The 19,767-nt window shown below is 73.2% G+C and carries 14 protein-coding genes; 5 read left to right on the top strand and 9 right to left on the bottom strand.

Translation table 11 applies throughout. The annotated features are described in order from the left end of the window. Positions 1–676: 676 nt before the first annotated feature. From RB614_RS32240 to RB614_RS32225, 4 genes are read right to left on the bottom strand one after another with little or no spacing between them, the layout of a single operon-like run. Positions 677–1,648: an NlpC/P60 family protein gene (locus RB614_RS32240; protein ID WP_308716454.1), complete on the bottom strand. Its 972-nt coding sequence runs from the start codon at positions 1,646–1,648 to the stop codon at positions 677–679. Between the two features lie 31 nt (positions 1,649–1,679). After that, positions 1,680–2,171 (bottom strand): poly-gamma-glutamate biosynthesis protein PgsC/CapC, encoded by a 492-nt coding sequence (locus RB614_RS32235; protein WP_308716453.1) that lies wholly within the window; start codon positions 2,169–2,171, stop codon positions 1,680–1,682. Beyond that, positions 2,168–3,364, bottom strand: a complete 1,197-nt coding sequence (gene pgsB / locus RB614_RS32230; protein ID WP_308716452.1) for a poly-gamma-glutamate synthase PgsB — start codon at positions 3,362–3,364, stop codon at positions 2,168–2,170. Before pgsB ends, RB614_RS32235 begins: the two co-directional genes overlap by 4 nt. A 1-nt stretch (position 3,365) precedes the next feature. After that, entirely contained in the window at positions 3,366–5,510 is a 2,145-nt protein-coding gene (locus RB614_RS32225) for a HAMP domain-containing protein (RefSeq protein WP_308716451.1), read from the bottom strand. 184 nt (positions 5,511–5,694) lie between these two features. On the opposite strand from RB614_RS32225, the gene gatC reads away from it, so the two are divergent. Genes gatC through gatB form a run of 3 tightly spaced genes read left to right on the top strand, consistent with a single transcriptional unit; the run spans position 5,695 to position 8,963 of the window. Next, positions 5,695–5,994 carry an Asp-tRNA(Asn)/Glu-tRNA(Gln) amidotransferase subunit GatC gene (gatC, locus tag RB614_RS32220; protein WP_308716450.1) on the top strand — a complete coding sequence of 100 codons (300 nt, stop codon included), beginning with the start codon at positions 5,695–5,697 and terminating at the stop codon, positions 5,992–5,994. 3 nt (positions 5,995–5,997) lie between these two features. Then, positions 5,998–7,476: an Asp-tRNA(Asn)/Glu-tRNA(Gln) amidotransferase subunit GatA gene (gatA, locus tag RB614_RS32215; RefSeq protein ID WP_308716449.1), complete on the top strand. Its 1,479-nt coding sequence runs from the start codon at positions 5,998–6,000 to the stop codon at positions 7,474–7,476. Next, positions 7,473–8,963, top strand: a complete 1,491-nt coding sequence (gene gatB / locus RB614_RS32210) for an Asp-tRNA(Asn)/Glu-tRNA(Gln) amidotransferase subunit GatB (protein ID WP_308716448.1) — start codon at positions 7,473–7,475, stop codon at positions 8,961–8,963. Before gatA ends, gatB begins: the two co-directional genes overlap by 4 nt. Positions 8,964–9,006: 43 nt before the next feature. On the opposite strand, the gene RB614_RS32205 is transcribed toward gatB, so the two are convergent. The 4 genes from RB614_RS32205 to RB614_RS32190 form a co-directional block, all read right to left on the bottom strand. Further along, positions 9,007–10,530: a metallophosphoesterase family protein gene (locus tag RB614_RS32205; RefSeq protein ID WP_308716447.1), complete on the bottom strand. Its 1,524-nt coding sequence runs from the start codon at positions 10,528–10,530 to the stop codon at positions 9,007–9,009. A gap of 92 nt (positions 10,531–10,622) precedes the next feature. Further along, the gene (locus RB614_RS32200; RefSeq protein ID WP_308716446.1) at positions 10,623–11,777 is read right to left on the bottom strand and encodes a PQQ-dependent sugar dehydrogenase; all 1,155 of its coding nucleotides are present in this window, start codon (positions 11,775–11,777) and stop codon (positions 10,623–10,625) included. Between the two features lie 101 nt (positions 11,778–11,878). Then, complete coding sequence (locus RB614_RS32195; protein WP_308716445.1) at positions 11,879–13,108, bottom strand: bifunctional glycosyltransferase family 2/GtrA family protein; 1,230 nt, start codon at positions 13,106–13,108, stop codon at positions 11,879–11,881. Next, a complete protein-coding gene (locus RB614_RS32190) occupies positions 13,105–15,249 on the bottom strand; it encodes an ArnT family glycosyltransferase (RefSeq protein WP_308716444.1) in 2,145 nt (714 codons plus the stop codon). Before RB614_RS32190 ends, RB614_RS32195 begins: the two co-directional genes overlap by 4 nt. A 78-nt stretch (positions 15,250–15,327) precedes the next feature. On the opposite strand from RB614_RS32190, the gene RB614_RS32185 reads away from it, so the two are divergent. Beyond that, entirely contained in the window at positions 15,328–16,254 is a 927-nt protein-coding gene (locus RB614_RS32185) for a 2-hydroxyacid dehydrogenase (RefSeq protein ID WP_308716443.1), read from the top strand. Positions 16,255–16,331: 77 nt separating this feature from the next. Here the strand turns inward: RB614_RS32185 and RB614_RS32180 are convergent, their stop codons facing one another. Then, complete coding sequence (locus RB614_RS32180; protein ID WP_308716442.1) at positions 16,332–16,697, bottom strand: PH domain-containing protein; 366 nt, start codon at positions 16,695–16,697, stop codon at positions 16,332–16,334. A gap of 247 nt (positions 16,698–16,944) precedes the next feature. Here RB614_RS32180 and RB614_RS32175 point away from each other — a divergent pair, with 247 nt between their 5' ends. Then, entirely contained in the window at positions 16,945–19,596 is a 2,652-nt protein-coding gene (locus RB614_RS32175) for an EAL domain-containing protein (protein ID WP_308716460.1), read from the top strand. Positions 19,597–19,767 lie beyond the last annotated feature (171 nt).

Below are 19,767 nucleotides of genomic sequence, written 5' to 3'. Positions count from 1 at the left end.
CACCGGGCGGGCGTCGAGATCGTGGTACGCAGCTGCCCTCAGGCGGGCCGATCCGTACCACGATCTACTGGGACGATCCCGATCGAAGTGTCGATCATGGGATCGTCGCGGTCGCCCGGGATGCACCGTCGGCCGACCTTGATCAACTCAAGCTGACTGGCGTTGGGTCCGGACCGTTGCTCCCGCGACCTCAGCCTCCGCGCTAGGCGACCGCAACCCACCCGGCCCCGACAGGCCCGCCCGAGGCGTCAGGTGGCACTGGCCGTCGGTCAAGGACCGAGTCTCTGCTCAGCGGTACTGGAAGTACGTTATGGCGGCCTCATAACGTACTTCCAGTACCGCTGAGCGAGCCCACCCTTGGAATAGATCATCTAAATCTGCACGCGGGTCGGACACCGGGAGCGCACGTCGCAGCCTTGATTAACGTGAGCTGAGTGGCATTGCCGGCAGGTCCGCGCTTCCGGCCCGAGCTGACGTCGGCCGGCACCGTCGATCGCGGGGCGGGTGGTGGTGTGGGTGCGGGAGGGTGTTTGAGTTGGGCGCACGGACGGGGCAGCTCGAGAGCTGCGCGTGACATCGGCCTCCGCCCGGTGGCGGTGTCGGGGACAGCGGCCCGTGCGCGCCGCGCCCCCGCGGTCTTCGGCGGTGGTCTGGTGGCAGAGGGGCCCCTGGCGGGTCAGATACGGCGGGCGGTGCGGAAGCGGATGCCGTAGTGGCCGGAGCCGTCCAGGAGGGAGTCGCCGCCGGTGTCGCCCAGGGTGGGGCCGTCGGCCTTGGTGCGGCTGGAGATGAAGCGGTGCCGGCCGTCGCTGTCGACGCCGAGGTACATGCCCATGTGCTCGATGTGGTCGTTGAGGACCGGGCCGCCGTTGAAGAAGACCAGGTCGCCGGCGTTGAGGCGTTCGTACTCGCGGGCCTGGGTGCCGCGGTTGGGCATCAGCTGCGCGCCCGGGCCGAACTCGGCGATGGCGTAGGCGCGGCGGGGCAGGCCGGTGCCGGGCGTGTTGGTGCCGCGCAGGGGGTAGCCCATCCGGTAGCCGTACACCATGCGCAGGAAGCCGGAGCAGTCGAGGCTGCGGATGTGGTCGGGGTCGGGCCGTTCCGTCTTGCCGTCCGGAAACTCCCAGTCGACGCCGAGGTAGTCGTAGAAGTCGGAGCGTTCCGCGCGGCCGTCCGGGTCGGTGTCGGAGAGCGGGCCGAACGAGGCGTCGCGCTTGCCGCCGTCGACGTACTCCATGGCGATCGCGAGGGCGTCGGGACTCCGGTCGGCCAGTGCCTTCTCCAGCCAGGGGCGGACCCAGGTCTCGTCGGTGGAGTCCTTCTGCCAGGCCCGCGGCGCCAGGCGTACCCAGGCGTCGGTGGTGACCGTCGCGGCGGTGTGCGACGCCTCGGCGAAGGTGCGCGACGGGCCGGTCAGCCGTACCGTGCGGGCCTTGTCGGTGAAGACCGCGAGCGTCCTCCCCTCGGCGTCCACGACGAGCGTGCGTGCCGGTTCGCTCGCCCGCTCGAACCGCAGCTCCTCCACCGGCGGGGCGGACACGTAGTCGGGCGCGGCCGCGGGTGCCGCCGCGCCCTCGCCGCTCTGGCAGGCGGCGGTGCCACCCGCGAGCAGCGCGAAAACCGCCACGCCTGTCAGACCCCGATGCATCGACACACTCCCTCCACGAACGACACGACGGCTACGTCACCGGCACCAGGCCGGTCAGGATTCCGCTGATCACCACGCCGTAGGTGGCGGCCGAGACGACCGCGGTCGCGAGGATGGTCGCGCCCTTCGGTTGGCGGATCAGCTGGTACGCGATGAGGCCCGGCGCCACGAAGCCGAGCGTCTGGTGGGCGAAGAGCAGCGGTACGTCGCGCTGGATGACCAGGAACGCGGTCACCTGCAGCAGCACGCTCAGCAGCACGACGGCGGCGAAGAGGCGCTTGCCGTACAGGATGACGATCCGCTGCAGCACCTTCATGAGCGCGAAGGTCACCACCGTCATGACCACCATCACCGCCGCCTGGAGGCGGTCCTCCACCATGGCGAGCGCCATCCAGCCCGGCGTGATCATGCCGCCGGGGGAGAGGTTGGTGGTGAGGTAGCAGATCAGCGCGAAGATCAGCCCCACGCCGAGGCACATGGTGGCCAGTTGCGGGCTCAGTTCGCCGCCGGGCAGGAACGTCACCGCACGCTCCCCGCCAGTGCGGGCCGGCGCAGCCGGGCCAGCTCCTCCAGCAGCACCTCGCCCTGGCCGTGGATGTTGCCGACCGCGACCACCGAGGCGGTACCCCGCACCTGGCCCAGCAGCGCGTCGAGCAGCGCGCCGGGGCGCTGCCGTCCGCCCAGGTCGAGTACCCGACCCTGCCACCGTTCCGGGATCTTCGACAGCGCGCTGCGGGTCGGCTCGCCGATCAGCAGTACGCGGTCCGGGTCCAGCCGCGGCACCAGCGCTCCCATCTGCCCGTTGCGCTCGACCCGGTCGGGTCGGCAGTTGATGACCAGGTGCACCGGCCGGCGGATCAGCCCCTGCTGGGCGAGCTGGCGCACGTTGAGCAATGTGGACTCCGGGTCGTTGGCGGCGAAGACGTTGGCGAAGCGCAGCCGCCGCCCGTTCGCCTCGTACGTCTCGACGGTCAGCACACCCGGGTCGGGCGGCGCGCCGTACATGCCGGCCAGGGCGGCCCGCCGCTCGATGCCGACGAGCCGGGCGACGGCGAGCGCGATCGCCACGTTCTCCTTGAACGTGATCCAGCCGAACCCGCGCATCTCCTCGTCGGTGACCGACTCCGGGTCGACCGCGACGAGCCGGCAGCGCCGCTTGTCCGCCTCCTCCTGGAGGATGTGCAGCCGGTCCCGTTCGGCCGTCACGCAGATCCCGCCCAGCGGCATCGAGCGGCTCAGCGAGCGGGCCACGTCGTCGAGCGTCGGCCCCATCTCGGCCAGGTGGTCCTCGCGTACGTTGCAGAGCACGCCGATCGTCGAGCGGATCAGCTTCTGCTGGTTGACCTCCTGCAGCGCCGGCATCACCGCCATGCACTCCATGACCAGCGCGTCCGGGTGGAACATCGCGGCGCGGCGGACGATGCCGATCTGCTCGACCACGTTCGCGATGCCGAACTTGCGGTAGATCGGCTCCTCGCTGCCGTCGGTGAAGATGAACCGGGCGGCGGTACCGGTGGTCTTGGCGACCACGGCGAGCCCGCCGCCGCGCAGCGCGCCCGCACAGAGGCGGGTGATCGAGCTCTTGCCGCGGATGCCGTTGACCAGGATGCGAGTGGGGATCTTGCGGAGGTTGGCGTAGTGACCGCGCTGCTCGATGATGCCGGCGACCAGCAGCACGAGGCAGCTGGCGGCGAAGACGCCGTACAGGAAGAGCACCTCAGCGCCTCCCCACCCGGCGGGCGCCGGTCTTGCGGCGGTTGGGCGGGCGGCGCACGACGACCGTGGGCGGCGCGCCGGTGCCGCGCAGGCGCTCGGCGCCGCCGAGGCGGTTCGGGCCGTGCACCCGTACCTGGCGGCAGATCTCCAGGCAGCTCGCGATCGCGCCGATCTCGTCGGGGCGGTGCGGCGAGATCACCGTCTCGGTGTCGCCGTCGGCCATGCGGTCGGCCGCGGCGGCGACCCGGCGCAGCGGGAGGACCAGCACGAAGTAGTGCCAGCCGAGCGCGATCACGGCGAGGAACGCCGCGGCGCCGCCGAGGACCAGGCTCGCCCGGCGCAGGCTGTTGACCGGCAGGGCGAGGTCACCGACGGCCTGCTCGGCCACCACCGACCAGCGCAGGCCCGCGGCGGAGCCGGGCTCGGCGAGCGGGGTACCGGCGACCAGCGCCTGCCCCGCGACCTTCGCCCCGGTGCGCCCCTCGAGCGCGCCCCGTGCCGCCTCGCGCGCCTCGCCACCGGCCAGCGGCTGGAACGCCCGGAAGCCCTCGGTGTCGAGGATCGTGCGCAGCTCGGTGTCGACCACGCGTACCCGGCCGTCGGCGCGGCGCAGCAGGTCGGCGAGGCGGGCCACGTCGAACTCGACCACCACGCTGTGCCCGTCCGGCCGGTGCGCGTACGCGTAGATGACCGGCAGCCGCCCACCCGTGTTGGCCAGCCGCACGCCGCTCTCGCGGGGCAGCTTCTCCTCCTGGCGCAGCGGGTCCCGCCCAGCGGTGCTCACCACGCGCCCCTCCGGGTCGGTCACGTACGCGCCGCGGTACCGGTCGTCGCTGCCCACGAGCTGGTCCAGCACCGGCGTGAGCTGGGCGGGAGCCGTCTGGGCGCTCTGCGCGGCGGTGACCGTGGCCTGCCGCAGCCCGCCGTCGAGCGACTCGCCGAGCGCCACCGTCGCGGCGGTCACCTGGTTTTCGCTGTCCAGGACCACCTGCGCGGGTACCGGCACCGGGCCGCCGGCGAACGCGTACCCGAGCGCGCCGGACCAGCCGAAGACGACCGCCGGGACGCCGAGCAGCAGCACGACCGCGGGTACGCCGCGGGGGCGGGCACGGTCTTCGAGGGCGGCGCCGATGCGGCGTACCTCGGCTGGGCCTTTGATCTTGGGGCGCGGACCTGGATCGCCGCAGGCGTCCGCCTTCGCGCGGGCCAGCAGCCGGCGGACCGGACGGACCAGCGCGCGGCGCGCCACCAGGTACGCCAGCAACGCGGCCACGATCAGCCCGCCGGCGGGCGCCAGCCCCTTCCACGGCGAGCCGACGTCGATCACCGGCGCGGAGACGGTCGAGGCGACCGCGATGCCCAGCGAACCGACCGGCGCGGCCACCACCAGCAGCGCGCTCCCGGGCGGCCCGCCGGTCGAACGCACCGCCCGCCCCGCGCGGGTCTCGGCGAGCGTCTGCTTGATCACGTCGCCGGCCGGCCCGCCGGTGGGCGGCGCGCCCTGCACGACCCTGCTCTCCCCGCTGGGCAGCCCCACGAGCACGGACTGCTGGGCGTTGGGGGCCAGCCGCAGCGGGCGTACGCGCAGCGAGGTCATGCCGGCCAGCAGCCGCCCGTCGGGCAGCGGCGCGACGATCAACGCGCGCGGCTCGGCGCCCTGGATCAGCGGGGTGACGGTGGTGCGGGGTACCTCCTGCGGGACGTTCGCGACCGGGACCGGCTCACCGCGCGCGGCGACCGGGCGCCGGCTGGCCGCGTCGAGCACCGCGGCGCCGGCCCACGCCGTACCCCCGCCGGCGGCCGTGGCCAGCACCGCGGCCGGGTCGCCACCGGGCGGTACCTGCTCGGCGGCCGCCTCCATCTCCGCCACGCCGCTGGTCACCGTCGCGTTGAGACCCCGGGCCAGGCTGGTGACCAGCCGGTCCTGCGAGTCGACCACCGCCTGCGGAATCACCCGCCCGTGAAACATGCCCAGGTAGACGGCGCACACCACCGCGAGAACGAGCAGCGCGCAGAGCAGCGCCACAGAGGGTGCGCGGATGCCGCTCGGAAACCTCGGTGCCGGCAGTTGCTTGTCCAGTGCGATCCGACGCCATGCGACGAGAGGATCGGCGGCAGGCAGGATCACCTCGCGCCGTATGGGCATACCGACTTATACGGACCGCGACCGTGAGGAGTTCGGTCTATGCCTTCGTTTTCCGGGAGGTCGCCCCGTGGTCGGCTTCCGTGGGGTCGCTCTGTGGACGGCGGAGGGTGACAAATAGACTCGCTCGGGTCACCGGGCGCGTGCCACGCTCGGTCCACAGGCAGACGTTTCGAAGGGGGCAGTCATGGCCGCCATCTCCCGCGAGGAGGTCGCGCATCTCGCGCGCCTGTCGCGGCTCGCCGTAACCGAGGAGGAGCTCGACCTCTTCGCCGGCCAGCTCGACGTGATCCTCCAGGCGGTCGCCCGGGTGGGTGAGGTCGTGGCCGAGGACATCCCGCCGACCTCACACTCCGTGCCGCTCACCAACGTGCTGCGCGACGACATCGAGGTGCCCTGCCTCACCGCGGACGAAGCGCTCGCCGGCGCGCCCGACGTGGAAGAGGGCCGCTTCCGCGTGCCGCGGATCCTGGAAGAGGAGGTCTGAGCCGTGAGTGACCTGACCAGGATGAGCGCGGCGCAGCTCGCGGCCGCGATCGCCAGCGGCGAGGCCTCCGCCACCGAGGTCACCAACGCGCACCTCGAGCGCATCGCCGCGGTCGACGACCGGGTGCACGCGTTCCTGCACGTCGACGCGGAGGGTGCCCGGGCCGCCGCGCTCGACGTCGACGAGCGCCGCTCCGCGGGCGAGCCGCTCGGGCCGCTGGCCGGCGTGCCGGTGGGGGTCAAGGACATCGTGGTCACCCGCGGGGTGCCGACCACCGCCGGCTCCAAGATCCTCGAAGGCTGGCGCCCGCCGTACGACGCCACGATCGTGGAGCGCATGCGCGCCGCCGGGCTGGTGATGCTCGGCAAGACCAACCTGGACGAGTTCGCGATGGGCTCCTCCACCGAATATTCCGCGTACGGCCCCACCTACAACCCCTGGGACCTCGGCCGCATCCCGGGCGGCTCCGGCGGCGGCAGCGCCGCGGCACTCGCCGCCTACGAGGCGCCACTCACCGTCGGCACCGACACCGGCGGCTCCATCCGCCAGCCAGGAGCCGTCACGGGTACCGTCGGGGCGAAGCCCACGTACGGCGGCACCTCCCGGTACGGGCTCGTCGCGTTCTCCTCCTCTTTGGACACTCCCGGGCCCTGCGCCCGTACCGTCGAGGACGCCGCCCTGCTCCACGCGGTGCTGGCCGGCCACGACCCGCGTGACTCCACCTCCATCCCGCAGCCGGTGCCCGACGTGGTCGGCGCTGCCCGGCAGGGGGCGACCGGCGACCTGACCGGCGTGCGGCTGGGGCTGGTGCGCGAGTTTGGCGGCGAGGGCGCCGAGGCGGGCGTGACGGCCGCGTTCCGTGACGGCCTCGACGCGCTCACCAAGCTCGGCGCCGAAGTGGTCGAGGTCTCCTGCCCCAACTTCCAGTACGCGCTGCCCGCCTACTACCTGATCGCGCCCAGCGAGTGCTCCTCCAACCTGGCCCGCTTCGACGGCGTCCGCTACGGCCTGCGGGTCGGCGACGACGGCAACCGGGCGCTGGAGGAGGTCATGTCGCTGACCCGCGAGGCCGGCTTCGGCCCGGAGGTGAAGCGGCGGGTCATCATCGGCACGTACGCGCTCTCCAGCGGCTACTACGACGCCTACTACGGGCAGGCGCAAAAGGTGCGCACGCTCATCACCCGCGACTTCACCGCCGCCTTCGAGCGGGTCGACGTGCTGGTGTCGCCGACCACGCCGTTCGTGGCGTTTCCGCTGGGCTCGCGCACCTCCGACCCGTACCAGATGTACCTGGCCGACCTCTACACGATCCCGGTCAACCTGTACGGCGGCCCGGCCATCTCCGTCCCCTGTGGACTGTCGGAGGGGCTGCCGGTCGGCTTCCAGATCATGGCGCCGACCCTCGCCGACGACCGGATGTACCGGGTGGCGGCCGCGCTCGAGTCCGCCGTCGGCACGCTGACCCCCGGGGAGCTGTCATGACCGTCACCCTTCCGCCTTACGACGACGTCGTCGCCCGCTACGAGCCGGTGATCGGCCTGGAGACGCACGTCGAGCTGGGCACGAGGACGAAGATGTTCTGCGGCTGCCCGATCGACTTCGGTGGCCAGCCCAACACCCGGATCTGCCCGGTCTGCCTGGGGCTGCCCGGCTCGCTGCCGGTGGCCAACAAGGCCGCGATCGAGGCCACCATCCGGATCGGCCTGGCGCTCAACTGCACGATCGCCACCTGGTCGCGCTTCGCCCGGAAGAACTACTTCTACCCGGACATGCCCAAGAACTACCAGATCAGCCAGTACGACGAGCCGCTCTGCGTCGACGGCTGGCTGGACGTCGAGGTCGAGGGCGAGATCGTGCGCGTCGGGATCGAGCGCGTCCACCTGGAGGAAGACACCGGCAAGACGCTGCACGTCGGCGGCGCGACCGGGCGCATCCACGGCGCGACCGAGTCGCTGGTCGACTACAACCGGGCCGGCATCCCGCTGGTCGAGATCGTCACCAAGCCGGTCCCGGGCACCGGCGCGCTGGCCCCGATCGTCGCCCGGGCGTACGTGACCGAGCTGCGCGACGTGATCCGCTCGCTGGGCGTCTCCGACGTACGGATGGAGCAGGGCTCGCTGCGCTGCGACGTCAACACCTCACTCAGCCTGCCCGGCGCCGAGTGGGGCACCCGCACCGAGACCAAGAACGTCAACTCGCTCCGCTCGGTCGAGCGGGCAGTGCGCTCCGAGATCCTCCGCCAGGCCCCCATCCTCGACGCCGGCGGAAAGATCAAGCAGGAGACCCGCCACTTCCACGAGGACACCGGCGAGACCACGGCCGGCCGGTCCAAGGAGACGGCGACCGACTACCGGTACTTCCCGGAGCCCGACCTGGTGCCGCTCGCGCCGGACCCCGCCTGGGTCGCCACGCTGAAGGAGTCGCTGCCCGAGCTGCCGCGCGTGCACCGCAAGCGGCTGCAGACCGACTGGGGCCTGTCCGACCTCGACATGCAGTCGGTGGTCAACGCCGGCGCCGTCGAGCTGATCGAGGAGACGGTGGCGGCCGGCGCTTCCCCCGAGGGCGCCCGCAAGTGGTGGCTGGGCGAGCTGGCCCGCCGCGCCAACGAGGCCGGCGTCGAGCTCGTCGAGGTGGGCGCGACGCCGGCGCACGTGGCCGAGCTGCAGGGCCTGGTCGACGGGGGCAAGCTCAACGACAAGCTGGCCCGCACCGTGCTGGAGGGCGTGATCGCCGGCGAGGGTACGCCGACCGAGATCATGACCGCCCGCGGCCTGGAGGTCGTCTCGGACACCGGTGCCCTGACCGCCGCCGTCGACGACGCCATCGCCGCCAACCCGGACGTGGCCGCCAAGATCCGCGAGGGCAAGGTGGCGGCGGCCGGCGTGCTGGTCGGCGCGGTCATGAAGGCCACCCGCGGCCAGGCCGACGCCAAGACCGTCCGCGAGCTGATCATCGCCCGCCTGAGCTGACTGACGCCCGCCGCAGCCGCGCCCGCGTGCCCGTGGGCGCGGCTCAGCGCGTGGGCGTCGGGGCGGGGCGCTGGCCCTCGGCGGGCGCGGGGTGCACGTCTTCGATCACCTTGCGCTCCAGCGTGACCTGGGACTGGCCGGTGCCGCCCACCTTGATGTCGTCGTAGGCCTGCAGCGCCCGGGTCTCGCTGTCGAAGTAGAGCACCGACATCGCCAGCGGCAGCGGCTCCTCGTGCTCCAGCCCGCGCAGGCCGGCACCGCCCGTGGAGCCCTCCACCATCAGCCGCGTCGCCATCTGTCCGGGTACCTGGTCGAGCATGCGCACGTCGCGCTGGTGGGTGTGCCCGGCCAGGACCAGCGGGCAGTTGCCGGAGAGGGCGCCGGCCGAGGCCGGGTCGTGTACCAGGGCGATGTCGACCGGCTCCTTGGACCCGCGGATCGTCGCGGCCAGCCGCTCGCCGGCGCCGATCACCTGCTCCACGGTCTGCTTGGAGGTGCCGGAGCCGCTCGGTGAGGTCTCCTTGTCCGGGGTGAAGCGCGGGTCGCCGATGCCGGCGATCCGCAGGCCGGCCACATCGGTGATCGAGTTGTCGAGCACGATCGCGTTGGACTGGCGGGCCACGGCGGTGCCGGTCGCGGCCGAGTCGTGGTTGCCGCGGATGAAGACGTACGGGACCTTGAGCAGGCCGATCGAGGCCACGTACGACGCCTCCGGCTCGCTGCCCCAGTCGGTGATGTCGCCGGTGTCGATCACCGCGTTGATGCCGAACTGCTCCACGATCGTGCGCATCAGCGGCCACGCGCTCGGGTTGAGGTGCAGGTCGGAGACGTGCAGGACGCGGGTGGTGCCCTCCTCCGGCTGGTACACCGGCAGGGTGGAGACCGTGGTGTAGATGCGGCTCACGTTCGCGACGAGCTGCTGGAGCTGCTCGGCGTACTTGCCGTAGTCGTCCGCGATCCGCCGCGCGTCGCCGACCACCGCCGGCGCGTTGACCAGCAGCCCCTCGTAGCGCGGCTCCTCGATCGAGTCGGGGTGCAGGGTGGCGAACGCGCTGCCCAGGCTCGCCCCGACGATGACCAGCGCCAGCGCGCCCGACCAGGCCACCCGCCGTACGTTGCGGAAGACCAGTGCGGCCAGCGCCATGGCGAAGAGCACCGACACCGCGACCGTACGCATGCCGAGCTGGATGAGCCCCTTCTTGACGTCGTCGACGGCGGTCTGGCTGGCCCGCGTGATGCCCGCCGGGTCGTCGATCAGCGCCTCGGTGCGGCCCTGGTCGAGCGCGCCGAGGCTCACGTTGAGGTGGGTGGGGCCGTCGTGGCTGTCCAGGTGGAGCGAGCCGAGCGGCGGGATGGCCACCTCGGTGTCGCCGACGAACGAGGGAGCGACCGACATCTCCGCCCGGAACGGTCCCACGTCGGTCTCGGTGCGGGCGCCGAGCAGGACGCCGATCACCACACCGGCCAGCGCGACGGCGAAGACCAGCAGTCCGAGGCCGGCGCGGCGGGACGCGCGGCTGCGGAAAATCGACCCGATTCCGCGGAAACTCGACCCGATTCGACCCATGACGCGACGCACCGCCCAAGCGGTACGCCGGTCGCCTTCTGTGTGCTCTTCCATCACCGTGTTCTGTCGTGCCCAGGCATCCTCAGCCGAAACTAGCTCTTTCCGGCCCCGCCACCGGAGAAGACGAGCCGGATGATCCGGTCGTCTTCGGGCTTTGGCTCGCCCCGGCCGTCATGGTTTGACGTGGTTACCCAGAGTGAACCATCCGGTGCCGTGACGGCCGTGCGGAGGCGGCCGAACTCCCCGTCGAGCAGGGCGCGGGGCTGCCCGAAGACGGTGCCGCTCTGGGTGAGCTCGACCGACCACAGCCGCTCGCCGCGCAGGCAGGCGGTGACCAGCAGCCGCTCCACCGCGGCCAGTCCCGAGCAGGACGCCTCGGCCGGCGACCACGCGACGAGCGGGTTGACGAACTTGGGGTCGCTCGCCCGCCCCTCGACGGTGGGCCAGCCGTAGTTCTTGCCCGGCTGGATCTGGTTGATCTCGTCCCAGGTGCTCTGGCCGAACTCGGTCGCGTACATCCGCTTGCTCTCGTCCCAGGCGATGCCCTGCACGTTGCGGTGACCGTACGACCAGACCAGCGAGTTGGGGATCGGGTTTCCGGGTGCCGGCTTGCCGTCCGGCCGCATGCGCAGGATCTTGCCGCCGAGGCTGCGGGTGTCCTGGGCGAACCCGCGCTGGGACGCGTCACCGGTCGTGGCGTAGAGGAAGCCGTCCGGCCCGAACGCCAGCCGCCCGCCGTTGTGGATGCCGGACCGGGGGATGCCGGTCAGGATCGGTTCCGGCCGCTGCCCCAGGACGAGCTTGGCGATGCGGTTGTCGGTGGCGGTCGAGTAGTACACGAAGACGGTCTTGTCGGTGTCGTACTCCGGGGAGACGGCGATGCCCATCAGCCCGCCCTCGCCCTCGGCATCGACCTCGGCGAGCGTCTGGACGGTGGTGACCTTGAGCCCCTCGGTGCCGGACTCCGGCCCGACCTTGAGAATCTTGGCGGTGTCGCGCTCGGTGACGAGCGCGCCGCGGTCCGGCAGGAACGCGACGCCCCACGGCACCCGCAGCCTCGTGGCCAGCACCGTCGCGGCCACCTCCTGGCTGTTGCCGGCGGGCGCGGTGGCGGTCGCCGAGGGCGTGGGGAACGATGGCGGCTCACCCGCCTCGTCGGGCTGGGGCGGGCCGAAGGTGCACCCGCCGACCGCCAGGGTCAAGGCCAGGGCGGCGACGGTGGCACGGTACGGGGGGCGGGCGTCCACCCGGCCAGGGTAGCCGCGCCCGCTGTGATGAGAGGCGTCCACGCGCAGGACGAGGCGGACGCCACCCGCCAGGTTCCGCCCTTCTCCCACCCCCGGCGGGCTCAGGTGGGGGAGCGGGCGAACACCCACCCCCGCATCAGCAGGAACCGCAGCAGCGTCGCCCCGAGGTTCGCCGCGACCAGCACGGTCAGCTCGACCACCCGCCCCGCGCCGGGTGCCGCGGCCGCCAGCGCGGCGAGCGAGCCGCTGGTCAGCGCCAGCCCCAGCGCGAAGACCGCCAACCCCTGCGCCTGGTGCCGGACCGCGCCGCGCCGCCCGGTGACCCGAAACGTGAGCCGCCGGTTGGCCGCCGTGTTGCCGACGGCGGTGACCAGGAGGGCGAGGAGGTTCGCGGCCTGCGCGCCGGTCGTGCCGCGCAGGACCCAAAAGATCATCAGGTACGCGAGCGTGCTCGCCGCGCCCACCCCGGCGAAGCGGATCACCTGGCCGGTGAGCCCATGGGGTACGCCGGCCGGCGGTGCGGCGGGCTCCCGGCCGAGCTGACGTGCCAGGTCGCCCAGCGGGAGGCGGCCGGTGGCCAGCGCCCGCCCGAGCCGCCAGATCCCCTTGAGGTCGGCGACCGCGGTGGCCACGATGTCCACCCGGCTGTCCGGGTCGTCCACCCAGTCCACCGGTACCTCGTGGATGCGCAGCCCAGCCCGCTCGGCGAGCACCAGCAACTCGGTGTCGAAGAACCAGCCGGTGTCCCGTACCAGCGGGAGGAGCCGCTCGGCCACGTCCTTGCGGATCGCCTTGAACCCGCACTGCGCGTCGGAGAACCGGGCCGCGAGCGCCCCGCGCAGCAGCAGGTTGTACCCGCGCGAGATGAGCTCCCGCTTGGCGCCCCGCACCACCCGCGAACCGCGCGACAGGCGGGTGCCGATCGCGAGGTCGGAGTGGCCGGACAGGAGCGGCGCCACCAGCGGCAGGAGGGCGGCGAGGTCGGTGGAGAGGTCCACGTCCATGTACGCCAGCACCGGCGCGTCCGACGCCGACCAGGCCGCCGCCAGCGCCCGCCCGCGCCCCTTCGCCGGCAGGTGGAACGCCGCCACGCCGGGCAGATCCCGGGCCAGCTCCTCGGCGACGGAGAGGGTGCCGTCGGTGCTGGCGTTGTCGGCGACGGTGATCCGAAAGGGGTACGGGAACGTCCCGCTCAGGTGGGCGTGCAGCCGGCGCACGCAGGGCTCCAGGTCGCGTTCCTCGTTGTGGACCGGGATCACCACGTCGAGTACGGCGTCCGTGCGGTCCGCGGCCGCGGGCGCCGGCCCGGTGATCGAAGCGGTGGCCGTCATGACAGGTCGTAGAGGGTCGTGCCGCCGACCGTCGTGGCGGTGAAGTTCTCCGCCACCCAGGCCGCGATCCGCTGCGCCGCGTCGCTGCCGCCGTTGCTGCGCCCAAGTCCGCTGCCGATGAAGTAGTGGATCTTCCCCTCGGCCACGTACCGCTGGAACTGCTCCAGCGTCGGCGACGGGTCGCTGCCGTTGAAGCCGCCGATCGCCATCACCGGCAACTCGGTCGCGAGCTGGTACCCGGCCGCGTTGTTGGCGCCGATGGCCGCGGCGACCCAGGTGTACGAGCCGGCGTCCTCGGCCAGCGCGGCGGCCAGCTCGGCGCTCGGTGTGGTGGCGTCGAGCAGCCCGCCCATGCCACCGCCGTTCGTGCCGCCGCCAGGGCCGCCGCCGGGTGCCTGGCCGCCGCCCTGGAAGCCGGGGAAGCCCTGGCCGCCGCCGGGCGCCTGGCCACCGCCGTTGGCGCCGCCGCCCGGGAACCCGCCCCGGAAGCCGCCGCCACCGGGACCGCCACCGCCGCCCGGGCCGAATCCCCGGCCGCCGGCCACCGCCGGACCCGCGGTGGGGATGGAGCCACCGTGCGGCGTGCTGGCGGTGCTCACCGCGTACCCGGTGGGTCCGAGCAGCCCGGCACCGACCGCGGCGGCCGCGACCAGGGCGACCGCCCACCGGGCCAGGCGCCCGGCCAGCAGCAGCGCGCCGGCGGCGGCGAGGCCGAGCACGAGCACGGCGGCGCGCAGCCACGGGTGCCAGTCGGCGCTGCGGCCGAGCAGCACCCAGGCCCACAGCGCGGTGATCGCGGTGGTGCCGGCGAGGATCGCGGCGACCGCGGGGTTGGTCCGCTCCCGCCACAGCACGGCCGCGCCGACCGCCACGACCGCGCCGACGGCGGGTGCGAGCGCCACGTCGTAGTAGGCGTGGAAGATCCCCCGCATCAGGCTGAAGGTCAGGCCGGTGACCAGCAGCCAGCCGCCCCACAGGATCAGGCTCGCCCGGCTCCGGTCCGTGCTGAGCTTGTCGGCGCTCGCTTCGCTCGCGCTGCGTACCGGCTGCCGGCGCCGTCCGTCCTCGTCGCTTCGCTCCTCGGGCCGGACGTTGCCGGCCCCGGCACGCGGGGCGCGGCGCAGCAGCGCGAACGCGGTGACCAGCAGCATCAACGCGGCGGGCAGCAGCCAGGCGATCTGGCCGCCGTTCTCGGCGTCGAAGAGGCGGGTGAGGCCGGTCTGCCCCCAGCCGCCGCCCGGCCCGCCGCCGACGCTGCCGGTCTCGTCGCCGTTGAGCCGGCCGAGCCCGTTGTAGCCGAGCGTGAGCTCCAGGATGCTGTTGTCCTGCGAGCCGCCGACGTACGGCCGGTAGCGCGCCGGGACGAGCTCGACGATCGCCACCCACCAACCGGCCGCGACGAGCATCGCCAGCCCGCCCCACAGCACCTGTACGATCCGGCGGCGCAGCGAAGTGGGGGCGGCGACCAGGTACGCCAGCGCGAACGCCGGCACCACCAGCAGCGCCTGCAGCATCTTGGTGAGGAAGCCGAAGCCGACCAGCGCGCCGGTGAGCACGAGCCAGCGCGTACTGGCCGTCTCGATCGCCCGCACGGTGGCGTACCCGCCGGCCACCATCAGCAGCACCAGCAGCGCGTCCGGGTTGTTGAACCGGAACATCAGCACCGCCACCGGCGTCGTCGCCAGGATCGCCCCGGCCAGCAGCCCGGCGACCGGCCCGGACCAGCGGCGCACCGCCGCGTACAGCAGGGCCACCGACCCGACGCCCATCAGCGCCTGGGGCACCAGGATGCTCCACGAGCTGAGCCCGAAGACCCGTACCGAGAGCGCCATCACCCAGAGCGAGGCGGGCGGCTTGTCGACGGTGATCGCGTTCGAGGCGTCGGAGGAGCCGAAGAAGAACGCCTTCCAGCTCGCCGAGCCGGCCTGGGCGGCCGCCGAGTAGAACGAGTTGGCCCAGCCGGAGGCGCCGAGCCCCCACAGGTAGAGCAGGGCCGTCGCGACGAGCAGGACCAGCAGCGCCGGGCGCGTCCAGGCCGGGTCGCCGGCGGGTCCGCGCAGCAGGCGGGAGGCGACGTTGGTACGCCGGGCAGGCGCCGGCGTCGGTGTGGCCAGCACGGCATGGGGCAGTGTCGAGGTCATGCGGTCGAGGTTGGGGGCCGAAGCTGACCGGTCCTTGTCCCGTGGCTGTGTCCCGGCTGTGGGCTACTGTCGTGACCTGTGAAGGTCTGGATTCCGCACGAGCAGGGCGTCCACTTGATCGGCGAGGTGCCGTCCGGGGTGACGCTGGAGGTGGCGGCCCGGCCCGACGCGCTCCCCTCCGACCCGGCCGGCGTCGGGTTCTGGGTGCCGCCCTTCCTCGCCCAGACCGAGTCGGCGAGCCTGGCCGGCAAGATGCCCGACCTGCGGGTCGTGCAGCTGCTCTCGGCGGGCGCGGACGTGTGGGTGGGCAAGCTGCCCGAGGGCATGGTGCTCTGCGACGCGCGGGGCGTGCACGACTCGCCGACCGCCGAGTGGGTGATGACGGCCATCCTGGCGTACGTGCGGGCGTTCCCGGCGTTCGTGCGGGCCCAGGCGCGCGGCGAGTGGTCGTACGCCGAGCACACCCCGACCGACGAGCTCGCCGGCAAGCGGGTGCTGATCGTGGGGGCCGGCTCGATCGGGGCGGCGCTGGCGGCCCGGCTCGCGCCGTTCGAGGTGTCGGTGACGAAGGTGGCCCGCACCGCCCGGCCGGACGAGGGCGTACACGCCGTCGAGGAGCTGCCCGGCCTGCTCCCGCGGCACGACGTGGTGGTGCTCATCGTGCCGCTCACCGACCAGACCCGGGGCCTGGTCGACGCCGGGTTCCTGGCCGCGATGCCGGACGGCGCGCTGCTCGTGAACGGTGCCCGCGGCCCGGTCGTCGACACCGACGCGCTCGTCGCCGAGCTGGCCACCGGCCGCATCGCCGCCGCCGCGGACGTCACCGAGCCCGAGCCGCTGCCCGCCGGCCATCCACTCTGGAGCATGCCCAACTTCCTGCTGACCCCGCACGTGGGCGGCTCGGTCCGCGGGCTGCTGCCGCGCGCCTACAAGCTGGTGGGCGAGCAGCTGCGCCGCTTCACCGCCGGCCAGCCCCTGATCAACCAGGTCACCGACGGCTACTAGGGGTTGATGGGCCGTGATCGAAGCTCCCCTCAAGTCGTTCTAGCGACGTGAGGGGAGCTTCGATCACGGACGTACGTTTACTTCGCCTCGCCGAGCTTGACGAGGCGGGGGAGGTCGCGGTCGCGGACCGAGGTGAGCGGCACCACCTGGCCGTCGGTCAGGCGGGCCAGCACCCGGCCGCGGCGGTCGGAGCCGAGCTCGCTGATCTCGGACCAGCCGATGCGGCGCTCGCCGAGGAGGGCGCGCACCCGCAGCCCGTCCGGGCCGACCTCGGTGCCGGCGCGTAGCGCCCACGCCACCACGGCGATCGGCACGAGCAGGATGGGCAGGTAGTACCACCCAGCGCTGGCCAGCGGGACCGCGCCGATCAGGGCGACGAGGGCCGCGATCGCGATCGCGCCGTGCGGCCGGAAGCGGATCCGGCTTGGCTGGTCGGTACTCACCCGAACGATACTGTCACGGCCCGCTCGGCGCCGGCCGGCGGGCCGCGAGCCGGGCCGTTCCGGAGGCCGCTGACGTCGTACTATCCCTCCGGATCATCCCCTCGGTGGATGGAGACTGATCATCTGGCTCGATACTGACCCGTAACCCGTACGGCCGGCGTTTCGTTACCGGTCATAGGTGCGGTGTCGCCGCAAGCGAGGCCGTGCCATCCCCTCACCCCCTCGTGAAGAGGACCCGGCAGTGACAATGCCGTACAACCCCGACGCCAGCACCCGGTTCGGTGCCGTCCCCACAGTGGACATCGCCGTGGCCGCCGCGGCTTCGGTGTGTTTCGCCGGCTCGCTCGCCGGCCTCACCCCGCCGGCGTTCGGCTTCGTGACCGGCGTCGGCGGGATCGCCGCGCTGGTGACGTACCGGCTGTGGCGCCTCGCGCTGCAGATCCACGCCACGCGGCACAGCTACGGCCCGTGCCGCGGTGCCGGCTTCCTCGGCATGGGCTCGCTGTTCGGCGGTCTCACCGCGGTCGCGCTCACCCAGGTCGAGGGCGCGCACCAGGCCGCCGTGAGCGCCGTGGGGCTGGGCGGGGCCGTCGCCGCGTACGTGCTCGGGATCCTCCTGCTGCCCGGCGCCGCCACCACCCTCGGCATGCGCCTGCGCCGCGCGTGCGACGGGGTCAGCATCGGCGTCAGCCTCGCGTTCGCCGGCTGGCTGCTGCCGCCGCCCGGTGGCATGCCGCCCGCCGCGCTGGCCGGCATGCTCTTCGCGGTCGGCGGCCTCTCGATCGTCACCGTGACGGCGCTGCGCGCCGCCCGCTACCGCCAGGCCGCCATCCTCTGCGGTGCGGGCGCCGGCGCCGCCGTGCTCGGCCTCGCGATCCTGACCATGATGATCGCGTACGGCGTGAGCGACCGCGCCCTGCTCTACCCGGCCGCCCTGGTGGTGGTCGGACCGGCGCTGGTGCTGCTCGGCGCGTACCGCGCGGACGCCGACGGCGAACTCCCGCCGCCCGACGAGCCCGAGACCCGGCTCTCCGGCTACCCGCTGCTGACCGTGCCCGCGCTGCTCGCCATGCTCGCCGCGCTCTACCACCTGATCACGGTGGGTGAGTTCGACCACACGGCGATCCTGATCGGCCTCATGGTCATCCCCACCGTCGTGGTCCGCGAGATCATGGCCGCCGCCGACGTACGCCGCTACGCCCGCCGCCTCGTCGAGCAGGAGGCCCACTTCCGCTCGCTGGTCGCCGGCGCCAACGACCTCATCATGATCGTCAGTGAAGACCTCGTGGTGCGCTGGCAGTCGCCCGCCGCCGCCCGCCTCTTCGGCCTCTCCGACGCCGACGTGGTCGGCCGGCCGTTCCCCGCCCTGATGCACCCGGACGACGCCTCCGACGTCACCGCGCTGCTCACCGCCGTCCTGGCCGAGCGCCAGGCGCCCAGCCGCCCGCCGCTCGTCGAGGCCCGCCTCCGCGACGGGTACGGCGCCTGGCGCGACACCGAGTCCACTGTGGGCGACCAGCGCTCCGTGCCGGAGGTGGCCGCGCTCGTCGTGCACGTACGGGACGTTGGCGAGCGCCGCCACCTGGAGCGCACGCTGCACCAGCTGGCCTTCACCGACCAGTTGACCGGCCTCGCCAACCGCCGCGAGCTGATGCGCACGATCGTCAGCCAGCGTGAGGTGGCCGGCCACACCGGCGCGCTGCTCGTGATCGACCTGCACGGCATGGCCGACGTCAACGAGGTGCGGGGGCGCGAGATCGGCGACGCGGTGCTCATCGAGGTCGGCCGCCGCCTGCGTACCGCCGTCGGCTCCGACGACCTGCCGGCCCGCCTGGCCGGTGACGAGTTCGCGGTGGTCACGGTCGAGGGGCCGGTCCTCGCGTACGCGCTGGGCACCCGGCTGCTCACGATCCTCACCGAGCCGTACCAGCTTCCGGGCGCGATCGTGCACCTCAAGGTCAGCATCGGCCTGGCGGAGCTTTCCGGCGGTGACAACGTTGACGACGTACTCCGCCGCGCCGACCTGGCCCGCCGGCGCGCCCGCCAGCTCGGCCGCGACCGCATCGAGTGGTACGACGCGTACCTCGAAGAGCAGCTGGTCCGCCGGATGGACCTGGAGCGGGAGCTGCCCGGCGCCGCCGCGCGCGGCGAGCTCGACCTGGTGTACCAGCCGGTCCTCTCCCTCCCGGACCGCCAGCCGGTCGGCGTGGAGGCGCTGCTGCGCTGGCGCAACGCCACGCTCGGCACGGTCCTCCCCAGCGAGCTGCTGCCCGTGGCCGAAGACCTCGCGCTGATCGACGAGATCGGCCAGTGGGTGCTGACCACGGCCGTCCGGCAGCTGGCGATGTGGACGGTCCCCGGCCGGGAGCTGTGGATGTCCATCAACGTCGCCCCGCGCGAGCTGGCCGCCAACGACTACGTCACGCGCGTCAAGGCCGCCCTCGCCGAACGCTCGGTGCCGCCGGAGCTGTTCGTGGTCGAGGTCGCCGAGTCCCGCCTGCCCGCCGACGTCGCCCCGGTGGTCACCCAGCTGGCGGCGTTGAGGTCGCTCGGCGTCCGCACCGCCCTGGACGACTTCGGGGCGGGCCAGGCCTCGCTGCAGCAGCTCCGCCGCCTCCCCGTCGACCTGCTGAAGATCGACGGCACCATCATCGCCGCCCCGTCGGACCAGCTCCCCGCCGACCTCCAGGGCCACAGCCGCCCGCTGATCGACGTCGTCGCCGACCTGGGCCGCCGGCTCGGCGTGGAGATCATCGCCGAGGGGCTGGAGTCGGTCGCCCAGATCCGGCAGGCCCAGGAGGCGGGTTGCGGGCTGGGCCAGGGGTTCGCACTGGTGCGCCCCGCGCCGGCCGAACGCGTCGAGGCCTTCCTCGAAGAGCGCCGCGCCCCCTCCAACTGACCCCGGCGATCAATGCCAAGAGATCACAGCCGGGCGGCCTTGACCGGTTAGCGGGCCGGCGAAGCCGGCAACGGTCGCTGGGGTGCCGCCCTGGAGGATCTGAGCACCAGCGGTACCGGAAGTACGTTATGGCGACTCCATAAGGTATCTGGGGTACCGCTGGTCAGGCTC

The organism is Phytohabitans maris (assembly GCF_031085175.1).
Taxonomy (GTDB): domain Bacteria; phylum Actinomycetota; class Actinomycetes; order Mycobacteriales; family Micromonosporaceae; genus Phytohabitans; species Phytohabitans maris.
The sequence above is the reverse complement of the archived record's forward strand: the minus strand, read 5'-3'. Positions and strand labels throughout refer to the sequence as shown.